The sequence below is a fragment of the Salinispora fenicalii genome, from assembly GCF_000514815.1.
Taxonomy (GTDB): domain Bacteria; phylum Actinomycetota; class Actinomycetes; order Mycobacteriales; family Micromonosporaceae; genus Micromonospora; species Micromonospora fenicalii.
Genome location: NZ_AZWQ01000035.1, coordinates 14,290 through 36,102, shown reverse-complemented (window position 1 = coordinate 36,102; position 21,813 = coordinate 14,290). Strand labels below are relative to the sequence as shown.

Below are 21,813 nucleotides of genomic sequence, written 5' to 3'. Positions count from 1 at the left end.
GGGCTCAGCTCCAGCCCTGGCGGCGGGCGAGCCAGTCGAGCGCGTACTCGCCGCTGCGGCGTTGGTGGGCCGCGAGCTGCGCGGTCGCGGTCTCCGGAACCGTGGCCGCGGTGGTGAGGAAGTAGCCGGCCAGCGCCGCCAGCGTGACATCCAGGGCGTCCGACGGGGCATCGGCGGCAGCCGGATGGGCCGCGAAGGCGGCGTCCAGCCAATCGGTGGTCAGGGCGGGCGTCGGTCCGGCGATGGCCTCCGGGAAGGGGGAGCTCGCTGGCTCGGCTGGGGATCCTGCGCCGCCGGTCCCGGCCAGCGCGGCGACAGTGACCTCCTGCTGCTCCACGGCAAGCCCCCCGAGGAGGAGCGTTACCAGGTCAAACCAGGCCGGACCGCGGCATAGCCAGGTCCAGTCACAGAAACACACCTGCCCGTGTGCGGTGAGTAGTACGTTGTCCGGCCGCAGGTCGCCATGGATCAGCCCGGTCGCCGGGGCGAGGTACCCCGGGAGTCGGGACTCGAGTCCGACCAGTTCGGGCAGCCGCTGCGTGACCCCGGCCGGCAGCGGCGGAGGGGCCTCCCGACCTGCTGCCACGTCATGCCAGCGGAGAATGTCGGCCTGGGCCAGGTCGGCCAGGTGCGGCGGATTGAGCGCGGCGAGGTCGCTCGGCGGTGGGTCCAGGGCGGCGGCTACCCCCGCGTACGCGGTCAGGGTGGTGGCCAGCTCCGACGGCTCCCACGGGTGTCCGGGTGGATAGCCGTCAACCGCGTCGAGGGCGACGGCGAACCAGCCAGACTCCGCCAGGGTCCAGCGGGTTCGGGGCGCCGGCAGCCCGGGCGGGAGCCGGTCGAGGACCGTCGCCTCTCGCCAGTACCAGTTGGCCAGGTGAGAATCGCGGGGGGCGGCCTTGACGAAGACCCGACCGCCATCGGCGGCGGACAGCACCCCGGCGAAGCCACGGGTGAAGCCGGCGGTCGCAGCGCGGGTGGCGACCACGGGGGCGCCGAGGCGGTCGGCGAGGGCTGCCCGCATACCCACTGGCAGGTCGGACCAGCCGGGCCGGCGGGTGGTCACGGGGCGCGGGGGTGAACTCGGCATCTTTCCAGTGTCGTACGGATTTGCTAGTCCACCGGGTAAAGCAGGCGATGTGTCGACGGCAAACCGGGCAATTTGCCGATGCAGGAACGACGGGTGTCGCCGGTCAGCCGTGATCGGCGAGTTCGGGAAGGTCGTCGGATGCTTCTGGTCGGGGGTTCGGGAAGGTCGTCGGACGTTTCCGGTCGGCGGGTTCTGGAAGACTGGCGGGTCATGCGGACCGACGACTTCTGGCAGCTGATTGACCAGGCCCGAGTAGGGGGTGGGGGCGAGCCGGACGCGGTCGCCATTCGGGCCGTGGCCTTGCTTGCGGCGCGGGAGCCGGAGGAGATCCTTGGGTACACGCGCCATCAGGCCCGGGTGCTGGCCGCCTCGCACCGAGTGGACCTCTGGGGTGCGGCGTACCTGATCAACGGCGGTATCTCCGATGACGGCTTCCAGCACTTCCGTGGCTGGCTGATGACCCAGGGACGCGAAGTGTTCGCGCGTGCCGTCGCCGAGCCGGACTCGCTGGCCGACCTGTCGCCGGTACGGACCGCGTCGTTGTCGGGTGAGGAGTTCGCCTGTGCCCCAATGCTGGCGGTGCCGTGGGAGGCGTACCGGAAGGCGACCGCGGCCGAGCTGCCGGCGCACCGGGATCTGGTTCCGGCGCCGGACTTGAACGACTTCTGGGACTTCGACGACGCGGATGAGGCTCGCCGCCGGCTCCCGAAGCTCGCCGCCCTCTTCGTCGAGCCGCCGGGCGAATAGTCGGGGCTCGTCCAGTTGCCGGTGTTTCGCCGGGCTGCCGGGCGAACAGTCCGGCTTGCCGCTGAGTAGGCCGGCCCAGTGACCGAGTCGCCAGGGCAGACGACCGGTTCATCGGCCGGGTGCGCTCGGGTTTGCCCGCGCAGCGGGCCCGCGAGCGTGGCGTGGGAGCATAGAGGGGGCCGGTGCCGCGCCGGCCCGCTCAACGTCAGTCGACCAGAACGGACCGCTGTGCCACCGACGCTCGATTCCGGCGCGAACACTCCTGGTGCCACCGAACCGGCGCGCATCCGGAACTTCTGCATCATCGCCCACATCGATCATGGGAAGTCGACCCTGGCCGACCGGATGCTGCAGCTCACCGGTGTGGTCGACCCCCGACAGATGCGGGCGCAATACCTCGATCGGATGGACATCGAGCGGGAGCGCGGGATCACCATCAAGAGTCAGGCCGTCCGGATGCCGTGGGCGATTCGGGAGGGGAAGCGGGCCGGCGAGAGTGCCGTGCTCAACATGATCGATACCCCTGGGCACGTTGACTTCAGCTACGAGGTCTCCCGTTCCCTGGCGGCCTGCGAGGGCGCAATCCTGCTGGTTGACGCCGCGCAGGGCATCGAGGCGCAGACCCTGGCCAACCTCTACCTGGCGCTCGAGAACGATCTGCACATCATCCCGGTGCTCAACAAGATCGACCTGCCGGCGGCGCAGCCGGAGAAGTACGCCGAGGAACTGGCCCACCTGATCGGCGGCGATCCGGCGGACTGCATCCGGGTCTCCGGCAAGACCGGCGAGGGCGTGCCGCATCTACTCGACGAGATCGTTCGGCAGTTCACCCCGCCGATCGGGGTGGCGGAGTCGTCGGCCCGGGCAATGATTTTCGACTCGGTGTACGACGTCTACCGGGGCGTGGTCACCTACGTTCGGGTGGTTGACGGGCAGATCAGTGCCCGGGACCGGATCAAGATGATGTCCACCGGCGCGGTCCACGAACTGCTGGAGATCGGTGTGATCTCCCCGGAGATGGTCAAGGCGGACGCCCTCGGTGTCGGCGAGGTGGGGTATCTGATCACCGGCGTGAAGGATGTCCGGCAGTCGCGGGTCGGTGACACGGTCACCATCAACGCGCGGCCGGCGGAGGAGCCCCTCGGCGGGTACAAGGACCCGAAGCCGATGGTCTACTCCGGCCTCTACCCGATTGATGGGTCGGACTACCCGAACCTGCGGGATGCGTTGGACAAGCTCAAGCTCAATGACGCGGCGCTGACCTACGAGCCGGAGACCTCCGGCGCACTCGGGTTCGGCTTTCGCTGCGGCTTCCTCGGCCTGCTGCACCTGGAGATCATCCGGGAGCGGCTGGAGCGGGAGTTCAACCTCGACCTGATCTCCACCGCGCCGAACGTGGTCTACCGGGCCATCAACGAGGACGGCGAGGAGGTCGTGGTGACCAACCCGAGCGAGTACCCGACCGGCAAGATCGCCGAGGTGTACGAGCCGGTGGTGCGCGCCACGGTGTTGACCCCGAACGACTTCGTCGGCGCGGTCATGGAGCTCTGCCAGGGCCGTCGGGGCACGCTGCTCGGCATGGACTACCTCTCCGCCGACCGGGTGGAGCTGCGCTACACGCTGCCGCTGGCGGAGATCATTTTCGACTTCTTCGACCAGCTCAAGAGCCGTACCAAGGGGTACGCGTCGCTGGACTACGAGCCCTCCGGCGAGCAGGCCTCCGACCTGGTCAAGGTGGACATCCTGCTGCACGGCGAGCCGGTTGACGCGTTCAGCGCGATCGTGCACAAGGACAAGGCGTACGCCTACGGCACCACCATCGCCGCGAAGCTGCGCTCCCTGATCCCCCGCCAGCAGTTCGAGGTGCCCATCCAGGCGGCGATCGGCAGCCGGGTGATCGCCCGGGAGACGATCCGCGCGATCCGCAAGGACGTCCTGGCGAAGTGCTACGGCGGTGACATCAGCCGTAAGCGCAAGCTGCTGGAGAAGCAGAAGGAAGGCAAGAAGCGGATGAAGATGGTGGGCCGGGTAGAGGTGCCGCAGGAGGCATTCATCGCCGCGCTCTCCTCGGACTCGGGGGGCGGCGGCAAGACGTCCGGCAAGAAGTGAGTACGGCTGCCGCGGCGGAGCGGGAACCCGGCGTCTGGCCGTAGTGGGCCGGTTTGGGGCTCCCCGGTTCGGGAACGGTGTACCGCCGGTCATCCGGACTCGCGCCGGTGCACCACCGCACCGCTGGTCATCCGGACTCGCCCTTCCCGGCAGAGGAGAACGACCGTGGAGCTGACCGTCTCCGGCATCCTCACCATCCTGATCGTCGGTCTGATCGTCGGTGCGCTGGGCCGTCTGGTCGTGCCCGGACGGCAGGATATGCCCGGCTGGCTGCACCTGTTGATCGGTGTCGGTGCCGCGCTGCTCGGGGCGATCGTCGCCCGATCCGTCGGCTTCGCCGAAGCGGACGGGTTCGACTGGCGTGAGCTGCTGCTCCAGGTTGTCTTCGCCGCCATCGCGGTGGCCGTGGTGGCGCGCCTGGGCTGGCGCGGTGGCAGCGCCCACCGGTGATCCGGCATCCGGTCGGACGGATCGCGGTCCACGACTACCCCGGACCTGACCATTGTCCGCGGCAACCCCGCGCAATGGTGCCCCCTACCGCAACGGAATCTTCCTTACCATTCGGCGCAGAAGCTTTGCGTCGGCGGTGCGAGGGAGAAATGGCGTGAACAGGTGGAAGCGGTTGGCCCCGGTCACCGCTGTGGTGGCTTCGGCCGCGCTGCTGCTGTCAGGTTGTGGTGGCTCGGACGCGGCAGCCGACCGCAGCGAGCTGGTTGTCTGGATGATGGGTGAGGGCAGCGAGGCGCAGACCACATTCCTCGATGGGGTCGAGGCCGAGTTCCGTCAGCTGCATCCGGAGACCGATGTGGTGGTGCAGTACCTCCCCTGGCTCGAGGCACCGAAGAAGTTTCAGGCGGCGCTCGCCGGTGGCGCGGGTCCGGACGTCACCGAGTTGGGCAACACCGAGACCCAGGGCTGGGCGGCGCAGGGCGCCCTGGCCAATCTTACGGAGCGCTTCGGTGCCTGGGACGAGGGCCAGGACATCCTTCCCGACCTGGTCCGCAACGCCCAGCTCGACGGGGAGCAGTACGGCATTCCGTGGTACGCCGGCGTGCGTGGCATCTACTACCGCACCGACTGGTTCGCCGAGGCCGGCGTCGCGGAGCCGCCGAAGACCTGGGCTGACTTGGTCGCTGCCGCGAAGGCCGTGCAGGCGAAGAAGCCGGACACCTACGGGATCGCGCTGCCGGGCAACTCGGAGCTGCCCTTCTACTCGTTCCTCTGGGCCGCCGGTGCACAGATCGCGACCAAGGAGGGCGACACCTGGACGTCCGGCTACCGCACGCCCGCGGCTCGGCAGGCGGTCAAGTTCTGGACCGACCTGGTCACCGTGCACAAGGTGGCTCCGCCCGCCGCCGCCGGCTGGAACGAGATCGACGCCCGAACCCAGTTCGCCACCGGCAAGGCCGCCATGGCCTTCGCCGGCAGCTGGCAACAGGGCGCTATCACGAAGGACAACCCCGAGATCGAACAGGTCTGGGGCACCTTTCCCATTCCAGGCCTCGACGGCGAGCCCGCACCCGTCTTCGCGGGCGGCTCCGACCTCGCGTTGTGGGAGGACAGCGAGCGCAAGGACCTGGCCTGGGACTACCTCACGGTGCTGCTGAGTAAGAAGAACGACGCGGCCTTCGCCGAGAGCCTCGGCTTCTTCCCGGTGTACCGGGATCTGGTCGGCGGTGACCGGTACACCAACGACAAGATCATGACCTCCTTCGCCACCGCGATGCGGAACACCAGACTCACGCCGCTGACTCCGAAGTGGGTGGAGATCAGCCGGACCAGGACGGTGACCCAGGCGATGAACAGCTCGGTCATCAAGGGGCAGAAGACGGTCGAGGAGGCTACCGCCGACGCGGCCGCGGAGATGGAAAGCATCCTCAACGCCCGGTGACCGAGCTGACCGAGGCACCGGAGGCGACCGCTGCGCGGGGCACCCCCGCGCAGCGGCGGCGTCGGCCGGACCGCCTCCCGTATCTGCTGCTCCTGCCCGGCTTGACGATCATCGGGGTGCTGCTGCTCTGGCCACTTGGCCAGGTGGTGGCGATGTCATTCTTCCGGCTGGACAACGTGCGCCAGCTCCGTGGAGACCGCGAGTGGCCGTGGGTGGGCCTCGACAATTACGCTCAGGTCCTCGCCGATCCGTTCTTCCGCACGGTGCTGCGTAACACGGTGCTCTTCGCTACCGCGAACGTGGTGCTGACGATGATTCTCGGCACCCTGGTGGGCCTGCTGTTGAATCGGCTCGGTAAGCGGATGGCGGCCGTTGTGGCGAGCTGCGTGCTGTTGGCGTGGGCAACTCCGACGCTCACCGGCACCATCGTCTGGAAGTGGATCTTTGACGACACCAGCGGGCTGGTCACCTGGCTGTTCAACGTGCTGCCGGACGGGCTGTCCCAGGCCATCTTCGGGCGCAGCGACTGGACCGGCTACGGCTGGTTCAACTCTCCGCTGCTCTTCTTCGCGATCCTCACCCTGGTGGTGGTCTGGCAGTCGTTCCCGTTCGTCGCGGTCTGCGTGCTGGCTGGGCTCAAGAGTGTGCCAAGCGAACTGCACGATGCGGCGCGGGTTGACGGGGCCGGACCGTGGAAGGTCTTCTGGAAGATCACCTTTCCGTTGCTACGGCCGGTCTTCGGGATCCTGGTCGTGCTCTCCACGATCTGGGACTTCAAGGTCTTCACCCAACAGTTCGTGCTCGCCGGTGGCACCCAGGATCGACCCACGTTCATGCTGGCGATCTACTCGTACGCGGAGGCGTTCTCGCCGCCGCCCAAGTACGGGATCGGTGCGGCGATCGCGGTGACTCTCACCCTGATCCTGCTGCTGGTCACCGGGTTGTACGTCCGGATGGTGCTCAACCAGGAGGAGTACGTGTGAAGCGGCTCGTTCGCAACGGCGCTGCCCTGCTGGTGGCGCTCTTCGCCGCTTTTCCCGTCTATTGGATGGTCGTCACCTCGCTGAAGCCGAGTTCGGAGATCTTCGCCAGTACCCCCCGGCCGGTTCCCGCGGAGCCGACCCTGGAGCACTATCGGGAACTTCTCACCGGGAACCTGATTCCCGGCGTGAGCTTCGCCGATTTCCTGCTCAACAGTCTCTTGGTCACGGGGGTGACTGTGGTTCTCAGCGGGTTGGTGGCGTTGTTGGCCGCGACTGCGGTCGCTCGGTTCCACTTCACGCTGCGTACCAGTTTCCTGATCATGCTGCTGGTGGTGCAGATGGTCCCGCTGGAGGCACTGGTCATTCCGCTGTTTCTGATGATCCAACGGCTTGGGCTTTACAACACGCTGCCCAGCCTGATTCTCACGTACCTCGCGTTTTCGCTGCCGTTCGCGATCTGGATGTTGCGCGGCTTCGTCGCGGCGGTGCCGAAGGAGTTGGAGGAGGCCGCCGCCCTCGACGGGGCCAGCCGGGCGCAGACCTTTCGGCGGATCCTCTTCCCGCTGGTCGCCCCCGGCCTGGTGGCCACCAGCATCTTCTCCTTCATTACCGCCTGGAATGAGTTGATCTTTGCGTTGACGTTCATCAACGACCAGAGTCGGTACACGCTGCCGGTGGCGATGACGTTCTTCTTTGGCCGGGACGACACCGCCTGGGGGTCGGTGATGGCCGCCTCCACGCTCTTCACCTTGCCGGTGCTTCTCTTCTTCCTGCTGGTGCAGCGCCGGATGGTCACTGGCCTGGTGGCCGGTGCGGTCAAGGGCTGACACCCGGCTGTGCCGCTCTGGTTTCCTGAGCGAGATCGGCTGCGCTGACTCCGTCTCCGGTTGACCTCAGGGCACGTCGAGGACTTCGGCGATCACTCGGGTGGGGCTTGGCTTGCCGGCTACCGGGGCCCAGACGCCCTCCGCTGCCGTCCACTGTAGTCCTTGGAAGTGGACTAGTTGGACCCCGTTCTCCTGGGCGTGTGACACCAGCCAGTGCGCGTACCGCCAGCCGCCCTGCTCGTCGTCCACCGTCACGGTCAGTCGGGTCGGGCCGGTCGCCGCGGCTTCGGGGGCGAGCCCCCAGTCCAGGGTGAGTCCCTGGGTCAGCGCCGCGGTCGCCGTGGCCCCGCGGTGCTGCGGATCGTCGCTGACGGCGCAGGCCACCGCTCCGCTGGCCTGACCGAGCAGGGCCCGGCTCAGCACCTCCGACTCGTCGGCCCACTTCTGGTACGCCTCCGGGAAAGCCGAGCGTTGCACCGTCTGGGCGGCATCGGTGACCCGCATCTCTTCCCAGTCGCGCACCTTCGCCAGCGCGGCGTAGAAGGTGTTCGTCGCGTACCGCGGGTCCCGGATCTGGGCCGGTGAGCCCCAGCCCTGACTGGGCCGTTGCTGGAACAGGCCCACCGAGTCCCGGTCGCCGCCGGCCAGGTTACGCAGCCCCGACTCCTGGTACGCGGTCGCCAGCGCCACCACGACCGCCCGTTCCGGCATCCCACGCTGCGCCCCGATGGCCGCGATCGTCGCCGCGTTGGCCATCTGACCGGCATCCAGCTCCACCTGGCCGTCTGCCTGCACCGTGCAGCTCCGTCCGGCGAACGGGAGCCGAAGCCCGTCCGCGAAGTGCCGGAAGGCGACGAAGAGCCCGACCATGGCGACGAGCACGAGAACGACGCCAGTCGCTACGACTGCCCGAGTCCGCACCTGCACCCCCTGTTTCAACGAGTCCGACAAGCGTAAGCCCCGTGTGCCCGGTGAGCCGCCGACCAGCCCGGGGCGGCTGCCCGGGCGCTCGGTCGGTTCGGTTGCCGGTGGGTTGAGCCGGCGGTGGGCGTCAGCGACTTCCCGTGCCGAGCTGGCCAGAAACCCGGGCTACTCGCCCGGTACCCAGCTCGCCGGCCGCTTCTCCCGGAATGCGGTCACGCCCTCCCGGCCCTCCGCGGAGAGGAAGTAGTCGGTGGAGAGCGTGGCCAGGTCGGCAAGTTCGCCCCGCAGCTCGGCGGTGGTGGGGCGGCGGAGCAGCTGTTTGGCCCCGGCCAGCGCCCCGGGCGCGCCCCGGACCAGCGAGTCGCAGTAGCGGGTCACGACGGCGTCCAGCTCTGCCAGCGGCACCGCCGCGGTGACCAGACCGATGTCGGCGGCCCGCTGCCCGTCGAAGGTGTCCCCGGTCAGGTACAGCTCGGCTGCGGCGCGGGGCCGCAGCCGGGGCAGCACCGTCGCCGAGATCACCGCCGGGATGACCCCGATCCGCACCTCGGTGAAAGCAAACGTCGCCTCCTGGGCGCAGACCGCCAGGTCGGCCGCGGCGATCAGGCCCAGTCCGCCCGCCCGCGCCGGCCCCGCCACCCGCGCCACCACCGGTTTCGGGCACTCCCAGACGGCCGCGAGCACGTCACCCAGCATCCCGGCCGGCACCGTCCCGCTGGCGTACGCGGCGGCGGTCTCCTTCAGGTCGGCGCCGGAGCAGAAGACCGGTCCGGCGTGGTCCAGCACAACCGCACGTACGGTGTCGTCGGCGACCGCCGCGGCGAGTTCGTCGAGCAGCTGGGTCATCAGCGGCGTGGAGAGCGCGTTGCGGTTGTGTGGGCTGTCCAGGGTGAGGGTGGTCACCCCGCCGGCCGTGACAGTTCGCACCAGCGCGTCGGGAGAGGTCATGCCGGGCACACTAGTGGCCATGCCCGGTCTCCTACCAGCAGGCGAGACCATCCCCGTGGATGGATCGCTGCCCACAACCGCCCTGACCTCGGTGGGAACGCGAGGATTTGGCGTGTACGTACACGTCCCCTTCTGCGCCAGCCGGTGCGGGTACTGCGATTTCAACACCTACACGGCGGCCGAGTTGGGGGGTGGCGCCAGCCGGGAGGAGTACGCCGAGACCGTACTCGCCGAACTCGCGTTGGCGGCCCGGGTGCTGCGCGACCACCGCCCGCCCCGGGTCGACACGGTCTTCGTCGGCGGTGGCACCCCCACCCTGCTGCCCGCCGCGGACCTCGCGCGAATCCTCGAGGCCATCGATCGCACCTGGGGCCTGGCCGCCGACGCGGAGGTCACCACGGAGGCCAACCCGGAGTCGGTCACCCCGCGATCCCTCGCCGCGCTGCGGGCCGCCGGCTACACGAGGATTTCCCTCGGCATGCAGTCCGCGTCGCCCGGAGTGCTCGCGATCCTGGACCGGCGGCACAGCGCCGGCCGGGCCGCCGCCGCCGCCCAGGAGGCCCGGGAGGTCGGGTTCGAACACGTCAACCTGGATCTGATCTACGGGACGCCGGGGGAGAGCGCGGCCGACTTCGCCGCCTCGCTCGATGAGGCGGTCGCCGCGGGGGTGGACCACGTCAGCGCGTACTCCCTGATCGTGGAGGAGGGGACCCGGCTCGCGGCGCAGGTGCGGCGGGGCGAGTTGGCGCAGCCCTCCGACGATGTCGCCGCGGACCGTTACCTGGCGGCGGAGGCGGCGCTCGACGCGGCCGGGTTCTCCTGGTACGAGGTCTCCAACTGGGCGCGGACGCTGGATGCCCGGTGCCGGCACAATCTCTTGTACTGGACTGGCGGCGACTGGTGGGGCCTCGGCCCGGGGGCACACAGCCACGTCGGCGGGGTGCGCTGGTGGAATGTCAAACACCCGACGGCGTACGCGCAACGGCTCGCGGTGGGGGCATCGCCGGGCTTGGCCCGGGAGGTGTTGACCGCCGACGAGGCGTACCTGGAGGACGTCATGCTGCGGCTCCGGCTCGCCGCGGGCCTGCCGCTGGAGGTGTTGGACCCTGCCGGTCGCGCCGGCGCCGATCGGGCGCGGGCAGCCGGTCTGCTGGCCGCGGCGGCGTACGGCGACGGTCGGGCGGTGTTGACCCTGCGCGGTCGGCTGCTCGCGGACGCGGTGGTGCGGGACCTGCTCGGCTGATCGGCGACTTCCGGTCTGCGCCGGCCAGTGGCCCCGAACCACCTGTATTTTTCGGTTCCTCCAGTCAGGGCGGGCAGGTCGGACGGATTGGTCGGTGCCGGCGTGGACCACGACGGCGGTGGCACCTGGCAGCAGCGGAACCGACCGGCCAGAACCCGGTCAGTCGGGATCCGGCCAGTCGGGATCCGGCCAGACGGGCTTCACTTGATGAGGCTGGCCGACATCGGGTAGCGGTACTGCTGGCCTTCATTCGCCCGCAGGGCGGCGATGATGCCGAACACGATCTGGATCACCACGACGGCGATGTTCGGCAGGAACAGCATGCACACGCCCACGAAGAGCAGGACGAAGGCGACCAAGGACCAGGTGATCTGGAAGTTGAGCGCCGCTTGGGCGTGCGCGCGGACGGTCGGTGACTGGTTGCCGCGGGCCAGGTAGGCGACCAGCGGGGCGACGAACCCGAGCAGACCAAAGCTGATCAGTGCGCCGATCGCGCCGCCGACGTGCGCGACGAGGACCCACATCCGGTCCTCGCTGTTTCCGTAACTGCCCGGCGGGCCGTACCCACCGCCGGGCGGGTAGCCGCCAGCGCCGGGTGGGTAGCCGCCGGGCGGGGGCATGCCGCCGGGGGGTGGGTAGCTGCCCGGTGGCGGATAGCCGCCCGAGCCGGGTGTTCCGGATAGCGGGGTGGTGGGGTCGTCGGGGCCCGGGCCGGGTGGCCCAGGCTCTCCGCTGGCGGGAGGGCGAGGTGGTTCCGTCATGGGGTCACCGTAGGCGCCGCGGACAACGGGCCCAGTACGCCACCGCCCTGGTTGTCCGGATGATCACTCTATGTCGGCACTCTCAGGCAGCAGGTCCGGCGTCGTCATCCGGTGACGGTACTCGATCTTTGTTGATCATCGCGTCGGCGGGCGTGCCGACGTAGACTGGCACTCGCTAGAGTCGAGTGCCAGGAAGCGCCTCGATGGCCGACGCGCTGTAGGAGGAGGGGGGAAGGATGAGTCTCGACGACCGCAAACTCGCGGTGCTGCGCGCGATCGTCGAGGACTACGTCGCCACGCAGGAGCCCGTCGGCAGCAAGATGCTGGTCGAGCGCCACCAACTCGGGGTCTCCCCAGCGACCGTCCGCAACGACATGGCGGTGCTGGAGGAAGAGGGCTACATTCGGCAGCCGCACACCAGCGCAGGCCGGGTGCCCACCGACCGTGGCTATCGGCTCTTCGTGGACCGGCTGTCCCGGGTGAAGCCGCTTACCCCGGCCGAGCGCCGGGCGATCGAGCGCTTCCTGGTCGGCGCGGTCGACCTCGACGATGTGGTGCACCGCACGGTCCGGCTGCTGGCCCAACTGACCCGGCAGGTCGCCGTCGTGCAGTACCCGTCGCTGGCCCGGTCTTCGGTTCGGCACCTGGAGCTGGTGCCCATTTCCACCACCCGGCTGATGCTTGTCATGATCGTCGATACCGGCCGGGTCGAGCAGCGGCTCGTCGAGCTACCTGGGCCGATACCTCCTGACGACGTGATCGATCTGCGTCAGCTGGTCAACGAGAAGCTGGTCGGTACCCGGCTCGCCGACACCCCGCCGCTCGTGCAGGCGTTGGTTGACGAGGTGAGCGGGGAACTGCGACCGGCCATGATCACCCTCTCCACCGTCCTGCTGGAGACGCTGGTCGAGCGGCACGAGGAGCGCATCGCCCTCGCTGGCACCGCCAATCTCACCCGCGGTGGCCTGCTCGATTTCCAGGGGTCGTTGCGGCCCATCCTGGAGGCGCTGGAGGAGGAGGTGGTCCTCCTCAAACTCATCGGGGAGGTCGAGCCGAGTGCGATGCGCGTCCGGATCGGCGACGAGAACGAAATCGACAATCTCCGCGCCACCTCCGTGGTGAGCACCGGTTACGGACCAGGGGTGACCATCCTGGGTGGTCTCGGAGTGGTCGGGCCGACTCGGATGGACTATCCCAGCACCATCGCCACGGTTCGGGCCGTGGCGCGCTACGTGGGCGACCTGCTGGCCCAGAACTAGGCATTACCGTCCGGCCGGATCGGGCCGGCGGTCGGCGCAAGCGAGACGAACATGAGGACACCGAACGCAGTGGCCAAGGACTACTACGGCATCCTCGGCGTGAGCCGGGAAGCCTCCGACGACGAGATCAAGCGCGCCTACCGCAAGCTCGCGCGCAAGTACCACCCGGACGTGAATCCGGACGTGGAGGCGCAAGAGAAGTTCAAGGACATCAACGCCGCGTACGAGGTCCTCTCCGACGACCGGAAGCGGCAGATCGTTGATCTCGGTGGCGACCCCCTTGCCCCGGGCGGCGGAGGTGGCGGTCCGGGTGGACCTGGCGAAGCCGGTCCATTCGTCGGCTTCCAGGACATCATGGATGCCTTCTTCGGGGGTGCCGCCGGTGGCGGCGGGCGGGGGCCACGCCCCCGGACCCGGCCGGGCTCCGACGCGATCCTGCGCCTCGAACTGGACCTGCCCGAGACCGCCTTCGGCGTGGAGGCGCCGATCACGGTCGACACCGCCGTGCTCTGCACCACCTGCTCCGGCGCGGGCACCGCCGCCGGCACCCATCCGGAGACCTGCGAGGCGTGTGGCGGGCGAGGCGAGGTGCAGTCGGTACAGCGCACCTTCCTTGGGCAGGTGGTCTCGGCCCGGCCGTGTACCGCCTGTCAGGGCTATGGCACCACGATTCCGAACCCTTGCCCCACCTGCGCCGGGGACGGCCGGGTGCGGACCCGGCGTTCGCTGACCGTCAAGATTCCCGCCGGGGTCGAGGACGGGATGCGGATTCGGCTGGCCCAGCAGGGCGAGGTGGGTCCCGGCGGTGGCACCGCCGGTGATCTCTACGTGGAGATCCACGAACGCCCGCACGATGTCTTCTCCCGCAAGGGCGACGATCTGCACTGCCGGGTGGCTGTCCCGATGACGACGGCGGCGCTCGGCACCCGCCTGACCATCAAGACGCTGGACAGCGAGGAGCCGGTTGACGTCAAGCCTGGCACTCAGCCCGGCAGCATGCTGCGGCTGCGCGCCCGCGGTGTGCCGCACCTGCGCGGGACCGGCCGGGGCGATCTGATTGTGCACCTGGATGTGCGGACGCCGACCAAGCTGGACGCCGATCAGGAACAGATGCTGCGCGAGTTTGCCCAGACCCGGGGTGAGGAGGTCGCCGAGCTGACCAAGCAGGGCGGCTTCTTCTCTCGGATGCGTGACGCCTTCAACGGTCACGCCTGACTCGACCGTCCCGGTGTCCCAGGCCAGCGGCCCGGGACACCGGGACGGTCGCTAGCCTGGCACCGTGTCCGCGCCGCTGTTCCTGGTCGAGTCGTTACCCACCGCCGAGACGGCGACCCTGGACGGGCCGGAGGGGCATCACGCCGCGACTGTGCAGCGGCTGCGGGCCGGCGAGGAGTTGTTGCTCGCTGACGGCCGCGGCGGCACGGCTGTCGCCGTGGTCACGGCGGTGCGAAAGGGCGTGCTGGACCTTCGGATCACCGCCCGGGACTACCTGGCCGCCCCCGCCCACCAGCTCGTCGTCGTTCAGGGGCTGGCCAAGGGGGAGCGGGGTGAGTTGGCAGTGCAGGCGATGACCGAGGTCGGGGTGGACGCGATCGTGCCCTGGGCGGCCGGACGTTCGGTCACCCAGTGGCGGGGTGATCGGGGGGCACGCGCCCGGGGGAAGTGGGTCGCCACCGTGCGGGAGGCCGCGAAGCAGGCTCGTCGGTCCTGGCTGCCGGTGGTGACCGGGGCACCGGCCGAAGCCACCGCCGAGGTGGCCCGCCGGATCGCCGGCGCTGCGGCGGCGTTCGTTCTGCACGAGCAGGCGGGGGAGCGGCTGGCCACCGCGGAGCTGCCCGACCGCGGCGAGATCGTGCTGGTGGTCGGCCCCGAGGGCGGGGTTGCCCCGGCCGAGCTGGCCGCCTTCGCTGACGCCGGCGCCCGGACGGTGCGTCTGGGCCCATCGGTGCTGCGTACCTCCACCGCGGGGGTGGCCGCGCTTTCGGTGCTCGCCGCCCGTCTGGGCCGCTGGTAGCGCAAGTTCTTCCGCTCTGGGCGGCGGCGATCGGAGCGTTTCCTTACACTGCCCCGGTGAGCACAACTGACTGTCTGTTCTGCCGGATCGTCGCCGGCGAGATTCCCGCCACCGTCGTCCGGGAGACCCGGACAACCCTCGCGTTCCGCGACATCGATCCGAAGGCTCCGGTGCACGTGCTGGTGATCCCGAAGGAGCACTATGCCGACGTGGCCACCCTGGCGGAGGGGGACCCGGGGCTCGCTGCCGACGTGCTCGCCACCGCCGCTGCGGTGGCCGAGGAGGAGGGGCTGCTCGGTGACGGCTTCCGGCTGCTCTTCAACACCGGGGCGTACGGGGGCCAAGAGGTCTTCCACGTCCACGCGCACCTGGTCGGCGGTGCGCCGCTCGGGCCGATGCTGATGGGTAACCTCAGCTGAACGGCGTTGGGATCGGCCGGCCGGTGCCGGGCAGGGGAATTGGGCGAGGTGCCCCGGCGGTTGAACCGATACGATGGGGGCAACGCCCAGCACGCCGCGGCGACCGGCCCGGCGCCGAGATCGAGAGCAGGTGGCTCAGGGCCACTCGGCCCAACCTATGACCAGCACCCCGCCTCCCGGCCCGACCCGGGTACAAACCAGGATCACCGTCCCGGAACCGAAGATTATGGTCAATCTCCTCGGTGCGGGGGACGAGATCCTGCGACTGGTCGAGCGCTCCGTGAGCAGTGACGTGCATGTTCGGGGTAACGAGATCACTATCACCGGCGCACCCGCGGACAACGCTCTCGCCGAGCGGATCTTCGGCGAATTAATCGAACTCATCGAGAAGGGTGAGACGCTGACCACCGATGCTGTTCGGCGCACCGTTGGCATGCTCGAGCAGGGCAGTGCCGAGCGGCCCGCCGAGGTCCTGACGCTCAACATCCTCTCCCGGCGTGGTCGCACCATTCGTCCCAAGACGCTCGGGCAGAAGCGTTACGTTGACGCCATCGATGCGCACACCATCGTCTTCGGCATCGGTCCGGCCGGCACCGGCAAGACCTACCTGGCGATGGCGAAGGCGGTCCAGACGCTGCAGGCCAAGCAGGTTAACCGGATCATCCTTACCCGGCCGGCGGTCGAGGCGGGCGAGCGGTTGGGCTTCCTACCCGGCACGCTGAACGAGAAGATCGACCCGTATCTGCGACCGCTGTACGACGCGTTGCACGACATGCTCGACCCGGAGTCGATCCCGAAGCTGATGGCGGCGGGCACGATCGAGGTGGCGCCGCTGGCGTACATGCGGGGTCGGACACTCAACGACGCGTTCATCATCCTGGACGAGGCGCAGAACACCACGCCGGAGCAGATGAAGATGTTTCTCACCCGGCTCGGCTTCGGTTCCAAGATCGTGGTCACTGGTGACATCACCCAGGTGGACCTTCCCGGCGGGACGACCAGTGGCCTGCGGGTCGTCCGGGAGATCCTCACCGATGTTGCGGACGTGCACTTCGCCCAGCTCTCCAGCTCGGACGTGGTCCGGCACCGGCTGGTCGGGGAGATCGTTGACGCGTACGCCCGCTGGGATGTGGAGCGGGAGAATCAGCAGGCGAAGAGCGTGCAGGCGGTGCCCGGGCGGCCCACCCAGGGTGGCCGCGCCGGTCGGCGCCGCTAACAAAGCAAAGGAAGACAGTGTCCATCGAGATTGCCAATGAGTCCGGGGTCGACGTCGACACCGACGCGATACTCGCCGTCGCCCGGCACGCCCTCGACGAAATGGGGGTCAACCAGCTCGCCGAGCTCTCCGTGCTGCTTGTCGATATCGACTACATGGCCGAGTTGAACCACCGCTGGATGGGCGGGGACGGCCCCACTGATGTTCTCGCCTTCCCAATGGATGAGGGCAGTGTCGACCATGGGCCGGGGGAGAACGCCACTGTCGGTGCCGAGCCGGCGTTGCTCGGTGACATCGTGCTCTGCCCCGAGGTGGCCGCTAAGCAGGCGGCGACCGCGGGCCACTCCACCGCCGATGAGCTGCATCTACTCACCGTGCACGGGGTGCTGCACCTGCTCGGCTACGACCACGCTGAGCCGGAGGAGGAACGGGAGATGTTCGCCCTCCAAGCTCGGCTGCTGGTGAGTTGGCGGTCGACCCGGTCACGATGATGGCCTCTCTTGCCGCAGCGACGGCCGGTGCATCCGGCCTCCCCGACGTGCAACTGGTAGTCCTCGCGGCCGGGCTGGTGGTCCTCGCCGGCCTGATCGCGATGACCGAAGCGGCGCTCGCCGCTGTCTCGCCGGCCCGCGCGGCCGAGTTGGTCCGCGACGGAGCCCGGGGCGCCCGAGCGTTGCAGTCCGTCGCCGGTGACGTGGTCCGGCACCTCAACCTGCTGCTGCTGTTGCGGCTGCTCGCCGAGTTGAGCGCGACCACCCTGGTAGCCCTGGTCGCGGTCGACTCGCTCGGCGCCGGCTGGCTGGCCGCGGTGGTGACCGCCGGGGCGATGACCGTGGTCAGCTTCGTGGTGGTCGGTGTCGGACCGCGGACCATCGGCCGGCAGCACGCCTACGTGGTGGGCCGCGGGGTGGCGCCGCTGGTGCGCTGGCTGGGTCGGGCGCTCAACCCCCTCGCCTCGCTGCTGATCCTGATCGGTAACGCGGTCACCCCGGGGCGCGGCTTCCGGGAGGGCCCTTTCGCCACCCAGGTGGAGCTGCGCGAACTGGTCGATCTGGCGGAGCAGCGCGGCGTGGTGGAGCACGGCGAACGGCAGATGATCCACTCCGTCTTCGCGCTCGGTGACACCATCGTCCGCGAGGTGATGGTGCCGCGCACCGAGATGGTCTGGATCGAGCGGCACAAGATGCTCTCCCAGGCCCTGGCGCTCTTTCTGCGTTCCGGCTTCTCCCGCATCCCGGTCATCGGCGAGAGCGTTGACGATGTGCTCGGCGTGCTCTACCTGAAAGATCTGATTCGGCGTACGCAGGGCGGCGCCCCGGAGGATCGGCGTCTCCCGGTGGCCGAGCTGATGCGCCCGGCTACCTTCGTGCCGGAGTCCAAGCCGGTTGATGACCTCCTCTCGGAGATGCAGGCTGCCCGGAACCATCTGGTGATCGTCGTTGACGAGTACGGCGGGACCGGCGGGCTGGTCACCATCGAGGACATCCTGGAGGAGATCGTCGGCGAAATTACCGACGAGTACGATGTTGAGCGTCCGCCAGTCGAGCACCTCGACGACGATGCGGTGCGGGTCACCGCGCGGCTACCCGTGGAGGACCTCGGCGAGTTGTTCGACACCGAGCTGCCCAGCGATGAGGTGGAGACGGTGGGCGGCCTGCTCGCGCAGTCCCTGGGCCGGGTACCGATCCCCGGCGCCCAGGTTGAGGTGGCCGGTCTGCGGCTGCTCGCTGAGGGCACCACCGGGCGGCGCAACCGGATCGACACGGTCCTGGTGCGCCGGGTGGAGCCGGCCGACCAACAGCACGATCCGGGGCGCGGCGAATCCACCGCCGCCCCGGGCGACACCGACCAAGCCGAGGAGAGGCAACCCGCCGATGCCTGAGTCACCCGCCGTACCGACTACCGGGTCCACCCCGGTGGAGCTGACCGCCGAGGACGCCAAACTGGTCGTCCTGGCCCGGGGGGCGCGGGGCCGGGTAGGCGCCGCCGAAGGTGCCGCCGTCCGGGACCAGGATGGCCGGACGTACGCCGCGGCGAGCGTCTCGCTGCCTTCGTTGGCGTTGACCGCACTTCAGCTCGCTGTGGGCTCGGCAGCGGCGGCTGGCTGCACCCGGCTGGAGGCCGCGGCGGTGGTGACCGAGGCGTCAACGCTGGACGGTGCTGGCCATGCGGCGGTCCGCGACCTCGCCGCCGACGCGCCGATTCACGTGGCGGCCCCGGACGGCACGCTCCTCGGGACGGTGGCCGAGTGACTTCCGAGAACCTTCGGCAGCCGTACCGGGCGGGCTTTGGCTGCTTTGTGGGACGGCCAAACGCCGGCAAGTCGACGCTGACCAACGCGATCGTCGGGCAGAAGATCGCCATCACCTCGAGTAAGCCGCAGACAACCCGGCACGTCATCCGGGCGGTGCTGCACCGGCCCGAGTCGCAGCTCGTGCTGGTCGACACGCCGGGCCTGCACCGGCCCCGGACATTGCTCGGCGAGCGCCTCAACGATCTGGTGCGGCAGACGTGGAGCGAGGTTGATGTGATCGGCCTCTGCATTCCGGCGGACGAGCCGATCGGGCGGGGCGACCGCTTCATCACCGGTGAGCTGGCCGAGCTGAAGGCGACCGTGCTCGCCGTGGTGACGAAGACCGACCTGGTCGACCGGGAGCAGTTGGCCAAGCAGCTGGTCGCGGTGAGTGAACTGGCGGACTTCGCGGAGGTCGTGCCGGTCAGCGCGGTCTCCGGGCACCAGGTCGACACGCTGGTGGAGGTGATGACCCGCTACCTGCCGGAGTCACCGCAGCTCTACCCGGACGACATGCTCACCGAGGAGCCGGAGCAGGTGCTGGTCGCGGAGCTGATCCGGGAGGCGGCGCTGGAGGGTGTGCGCGACGAGCTGCCGCACTCCATCGCGGTGGTGGTGGAGGAGATGATTCCCGCGGAGCGGGTCATCAAGATCTACGCCGATGTGTACGTCGAGCGGCCGAGCCAGAAGGCGATCGTGATCGGGCACCGGGCCAGCCGGCTCCGGGATGTCGGCATCCGGGCGCGGCGGCAGATCGAGGAGCTGCTCGGTACCCGGGTCTATCTGGACCTGCACGTCCGGGTGGCGAAGGACTGGCAGCGGGACCCGAAACAGCTCCGTAAGCTCGGTTTTTAGCCGTACCGCCCGACGTGTCGCGACCGTTCCAGGTGACTTGTCGGCTTCGACGAGTTGATGAGGAAGTTCACTTTTTCTTCCAGCGGGCTCGCGCTTTTCAGGTCGCCAGCGGAAGGTAGGGGACTGTTGCCCTCCCCTCACCGGAAACAGTTGCGAGCTGATGCGAAATCGTTACCTGGACTTGCTGCGCGCCCTCGCCGTCGTACGGGTCGTGGTTTACCACGTAACAGGGTGGGCCACCATGACGCTGGTCTTTCCCGCGATGTCGGTGATGTTCGCGCTGGCCGGCTCGCTGATGGCGGCGTCCCTGCATCGGTTCGGGACGGCGGCGGTCGGTCGTCGGCTGCGGCGGCTGCTGCCATCGCTCTGGATGCTCGCCGCGATCTTCGTGCCGGCCATGCTGCTCACCGGGCTGCCGCTCACTCCCAAGGTCCTGCTCTGGCTCTTCCCGGTGTCCGACCCGCCGGCGAACCACTGGGGCGCCCTGGCGCTGAGCCCGATCTGGTACCTGCGCAACTACCTCTGGTTTGTGCTCGTCTCGCCGCTGGCGCTGTGGTTGTTCCGCCGGTTCCCGCTGCCCACCCTGATCGCCCCGTACGCGTTGACTGTGGCGATCGAACTGGGGCTGTACCCGAATCCGCCGATGGTGGTGCAGCAGTTCGGCCTGTACCTCGGGGCGTGGATGTTGGGCTTCGCCCACCAGGAGGGGATGCTGCGTCGACTCGCCAACCGCGTCCTGTGGCCGACCGCGATCGCCCTGGTCGCCGTCGGCGGCTGGTGGAACCTGACCCAGCCCGGTACCAAGGGGCTCGACCTCAACGGCAATCCACTCGCCAACGCCCTCTGGTCGGCCGGTGTCATTCTGGTCGTGCTCGGACGGGAGCCGGCGAGAACGGCGTGGATCGACCGCAACGCGATCTTCAGTCGGGTGGTCACCCTGATCAACCGGCGCGCACTCACCGTGTACCTGTGGCACATGGCCTTCGTGGTCGCGCTCACCCCGTTGGTGGATGTGGTCGGTTGGTCGCACCAGAATCTGCTCGGCCTGGCTATCCGGGTCGTGCTGGTCTTCGCTCTACTCGGGGTCGTCGTCCTGCTCGTCGGCTGGGTTGAGGACATCGCGGCCCAGCGCCGACCGGAGTTGATCCCCGGCTTCGGACGGCGAGCGGCTGCTCCGCCCGAGGGGGCGACGGAGCAGACCGCAGCCACTTCGGCGGACCAGGCCGGGACGGCTCGGAAGCAGTCGACGGTGCCGGCACCCCGGTCGCCGGAGTACGAGCGCCTGCAGACCAGGAACGTGGACAGCAACGCACGATGACCAGCCGGCCCCGCGGCCACCCCGAGCCGACCCAGGGCTGTCACCCTGAGGGAGAATGATCCGATGGCCGGGTACCGTCGACAGCTCTACCGCGACGACGCGGTGGTGCTGCGTGTGCAGAAGCTCGGCGAGTCGGACCGCATCATCACCCTGCTCACCCGCCGGCACGGGCGGCTGCGCGCGGTGGCCCGCGGGGTGCGCCGGATCACCAGCAAGTTCGGAGCCCGGCTGGAGCCCTTCGGTCACGTCGACCTGCAACTCGCCGGCGACCCGAAGGGCCAGCAGGGCAGCTCGCTGCACACGGTCAGCCAGGTCGAGGGCATTGACCTGTACGGCAAGCGTCTCCTCGGCGACTACCCCCGCTACACGGCGGCGAGTGCGGTTTGTGAGACCGCGGAGCGGCTCACCCCGGTCGAGCGGGAACCCTCGCTGCGGCTGTTCCAGCTCACCCTGGGGGCGCTGCGCGCGCTGGCCGGCGGGGAGCACGCCGCGACCCTGGTGCTGGACGCGTACCTGCTGCGCGGCATGGCCCTGGCCGGGTGGGCGCCGGCGCTGGCCGGCTGCGCGGTCTGCGGCACGCCGGGGCGGCACCGGGCCTTCTCCGTCCCGGCCGGCGGCGCCGTCTGCCTGGACTGTCGGCCGCCCGGCGCGGCTCACCCCGCGCCGGCCACCATTGACCTGATGACCGCGCTCACCAGTGGCGACTGGCGGGTTGCCGACGCCGCCGAGAACGGTGTTCGCCGGGAGTGCAGCGGGCTGGTCGCGGCGCACCTGCAGTGGCATCTGGAGCGCGCGCTACGCTCGCTGCCGCTGGTGGACCGGGGCGGTCCGGCCGCCGGCGCGGTCGGGACGCCGGCCGGCGGAGTCGGGCCGGCCGCGGCCGGCGTGGACAGGGAGTAGACCGAGTGATCCGATC

Annotated in this window: 22 protein-coding genes; 18 read left to right on the top strand and 4 right to left on the bottom strand. The window is 69.5% G+C overall.

Translation table 11 applies throughout. The features are described 5' to 3' along the window. Window positions 1–4: 4 nt before the first annotated feature. The gene (locus B116_RS0117085) at window positions 5–1,066 is read right to left on the bottom strand and encodes a phosphotransferase family protein (protein ID WP_027660769.1); all 1,062 of its coding nucleotides are present in this window, start codon (window positions 1,064–1,066) and stop codon (window positions 5–7) included. A gap of 234 nt (window positions 1,067–1,300) precedes the next feature. Between B116_RS0117085 and B116_RS0117080 the strand changes: the two genes are divergently transcribed. The 6 genes from B116_RS0117080 to B116_RS0117055 all read left to right on the top strand — a co-directional run bounded on the left by B116_RS0117080 (window position 1,301) and on the right by B116_RS0117055 (window position 7,647). Beyond that, window positions 1,301–1,837, top strand: a complete 537-nt coding sequence (locus tag B116_RS0117080) for a DUF4240 domain-containing protein (RefSeq protein ID WP_027660768.1) — start codon at window positions 1,301–1,303, stop codon at window positions 1,835–1,837. Window positions 1,838–2,065: 228 nt separating this feature from the next. Continuing rightward, on the top strand, window positions 2,066–3,946 hold the full coding sequence (lepA, locus tag B116_RS0117075) for a translation elongation factor 4 (RefSeq protein ID WP_027660767.1): 1,881 nt from the start codon (window positions 2,066–2,068) through the stop codon (window positions 3,944–3,946). A gap of 165 nt (window positions 3,947–4,111) precedes the next feature. Next, window positions 4,112–4,396, top strand: coding sequence for a GlsB/YeaQ/YmgE family stress response membrane protein (locus tag B116_RS0117070; RefSeq protein WP_018723928.1), 285 nt, complete (start codon window positions 4,112–4,114; stop codon window positions 4,394–4,396). A gap of 154 nt (window positions 4,397–4,550) precedes the next feature. Further along, the gene (locus tag B116_RS0117065; RefSeq protein WP_027660766.1) at window positions 4,551–5,837 is read left to right on the top strand and encodes an extracellular solute-binding protein; all 1,287 of its coding nucleotides are present in this window, start codon (window positions 4,551–4,553) and stop codon (window positions 5,835–5,837) included. After that, a complete protein-coding gene (locus tag B116_RS0117060; RefSeq protein ID WP_018723926.1) occupies window positions 5,834–6,820 on the top strand; it encodes a carbohydrate ABC transporter permease in 987 nt (328 codons plus the stop codon). The genes B116_RS0117065 and B116_RS0117060 overlap by 4 nt, the downstream gene beginning before the upstream one ends. Next, the gene (locus tag B116_RS0117055) at window positions 6,817–7,647 is read left to right on the top strand and encodes a carbohydrate ABC transporter permease (RefSeq protein ID WP_027660765.1); all 831 of its coding nucleotides are present in this window, start codon (window positions 6,817–6,819) and stop codon (window positions 7,645–7,647) included. Before B116_RS0117060 ends, B116_RS0117055 begins: the two co-directional genes overlap by 4 nt. Before the next feature lie 66 nt (window positions 7,648–7,713). On the opposite strand, the gene B116_RS0117050 is transcribed toward B116_RS0117055, so the two are convergent. Together B116_RS0117050 and B116_RS0117045 are read right to left on the bottom strand one after the other, a co-directional pair. Then, entirely contained in the window at window positions 7,714–8,574 is an 861-nt protein-coding gene (locus B116_RS0117050; RefSeq protein WP_018723924.1) for a hypothetical protein, read from the bottom strand. A 162-nt stretch (window positions 8,575–8,736) separates the two neighbouring features. Further along, window positions 8,737–9,519, bottom strand: a complete 783-nt coding sequence (locus B116_RS0117045; RefSeq protein ID WP_027660764.1) for an enoyl-CoA hydratase-related protein — start codon at window positions 9,517–9,519, stop codon at window positions 8,737–8,739. Window positions 9,520–9,538: 19 nt separating this feature from the next. Here B116_RS0117045 and hemW point away from each other — a divergent pair, with 19 nt between their 5' ends. Continuing rightward, window positions 9,539–10,762, top strand: a complete 1,224-nt coding sequence (gene hemW / locus B116_RS0117040) for a radical SAM family heme chaperone HemW (protein WP_188116041.1) — start codon at window positions 9,539–9,541, stop codon at window positions 10,760–10,762. A gap of 200 nt (window positions 10,763–10,962) precedes the next feature. Here the strand turns inward: hemW and B116_RS26830 are convergent, their stop codons facing one another. Further along, on the bottom strand, window positions 10,963–11,523 hold the full coding sequence (locus B116_RS26830; protein ID WP_188116040.1) for a DUF4870 domain-containing protein: 561 nt from the start codon (window positions 11,521–11,523) through the stop codon (window positions 10,963–10,965). 236 nt (window positions 11,524–11,759) lie between these two features. Between B116_RS26830 and hrcA the strand changes: the two genes are divergently transcribed. The 11 genes from hrcA to recO all read left to right on the top strand — a co-directional run bounded on the left by hrcA (window position 11,760) and on the right by recO (window position 21,797). Further along, the gene (gene hrcA, locus B116_RS0117030; RefSeq protein ID WP_018723920.1) at window positions 11,760–12,782 is read left to right on the top strand and encodes a heat-inducible transcriptional repressor HrcA; all 1,023 of its coding nucleotides are present in this window, start codon (window positions 11,760–11,762) and stop codon (window positions 12,780–12,782) included. Between the two features lie 69 nt (window positions 12,783–12,851). After that, entirely contained in the window at window positions 12,852–13,997 is a 1,146-nt protein-coding gene (gene dnaJ / locus B116_RS0117025) for a molecular chaperone DnaJ (RefSeq protein ID WP_018723919.1), read from the top strand. 64 nt (window positions 13,998–14,061) lie between these two features. Continuing rightward, window positions 14,062–14,796 (top strand): 16S rRNA (uracil(1498)-N(3))-methyltransferase, encoded by a 735-nt coding sequence (locus B116_RS0117020; RefSeq protein ID WP_027660762.1) that lies wholly within the window; start codon window positions 14,062–14,064, stop codon window positions 14,794–14,796. A gap of 56 nt (window positions 14,797–14,852) precedes the next feature. Next, the gene (locus tag B116_RS0117015) at window positions 14,853–15,215 is read left to right on the top strand and encodes a histidine triad nucleotide-binding protein (protein WP_018723917.1); all 363 of its coding nucleotides are present in this window, start codon (window positions 14,853–14,855) and stop codon (window positions 15,213–15,215) included. Between the two features lie 157 nt (window positions 15,216–15,372). After that, window positions 15,373–16,431: a PhoH family protein gene (locus B116_RS0117010; RefSeq protein ID WP_018723916.1), complete on the top strand. Its 1,059-nt coding sequence runs from the start codon at window positions 15,373–15,375 to the stop codon at window positions 16,429–16,431. Window positions 16,432–16,448: 17 nt separating this feature from the next. Further along, complete coding sequence (gene ybeY / locus B116_RS0117005; RefSeq protein ID WP_018223033.1) at window positions 16,449–16,922, top strand: rRNA maturation RNase YbeY; 474 nt, start codon at window positions 16,449–16,451, stop codon at window positions 16,920–16,922. Continuing rightward, complete coding sequence (locus tag B116_RS0117000; RefSeq protein WP_027660761.1) at window positions 16,898–18,313, top strand: hemolysin family protein; 1,416 nt, start codon at window positions 16,898–16,900, stop codon at window positions 18,311–18,313. Before ybeY ends, B116_RS0117000 begins: the two co-directional genes overlap by 25 nt. Beyond that, on the top strand, window positions 18,306–18,683 hold the full coding sequence (locus B116_RS0116995) for a cytidine/deoxycytidylate deaminase family protein (protein WP_018723914.1): 378 nt from the start codon (window positions 18,306–18,308) through the stop codon (window positions 18,681–18,683). Before B116_RS0117000 ends, B116_RS0116995 begins: the two co-directional genes overlap by 8 nt. Beyond that, window positions 18,680–19,579 (top strand): GTPase Era, encoded by a 900-nt coding sequence (gene era / locus B116_RS0116990; protein ID WP_018723913.1) that lies wholly within the window; start codon window positions 18,680–18,682, stop codon window positions 19,577–19,579. The genes B116_RS0116995 and era overlap by 4 nt, the downstream gene beginning before the upstream one ends. A gap of 160 nt (window positions 19,580–19,739) precedes the next feature. Next, complete coding sequence (locus B116_RS0116985; protein ID WP_027660760.1) at window positions 19,740–20,897, top strand: acyltransferase family protein; 1,158 nt, start codon at window positions 19,740–19,742, stop codon at window positions 20,895–20,897. Window positions 20,898–20,960: 63 nt separating this feature from the next. After that, complete coding sequence (gene recO, locus B116_RS0116980; protein WP_018723911.1) at window positions 20,961–21,797, top strand: DNA repair protein RecO; 837 nt, start codon at window positions 20,961–20,963, stop codon at window positions 21,795–21,797. Window positions 21,798–21,813: the final 16 nt, after the last annotated feature.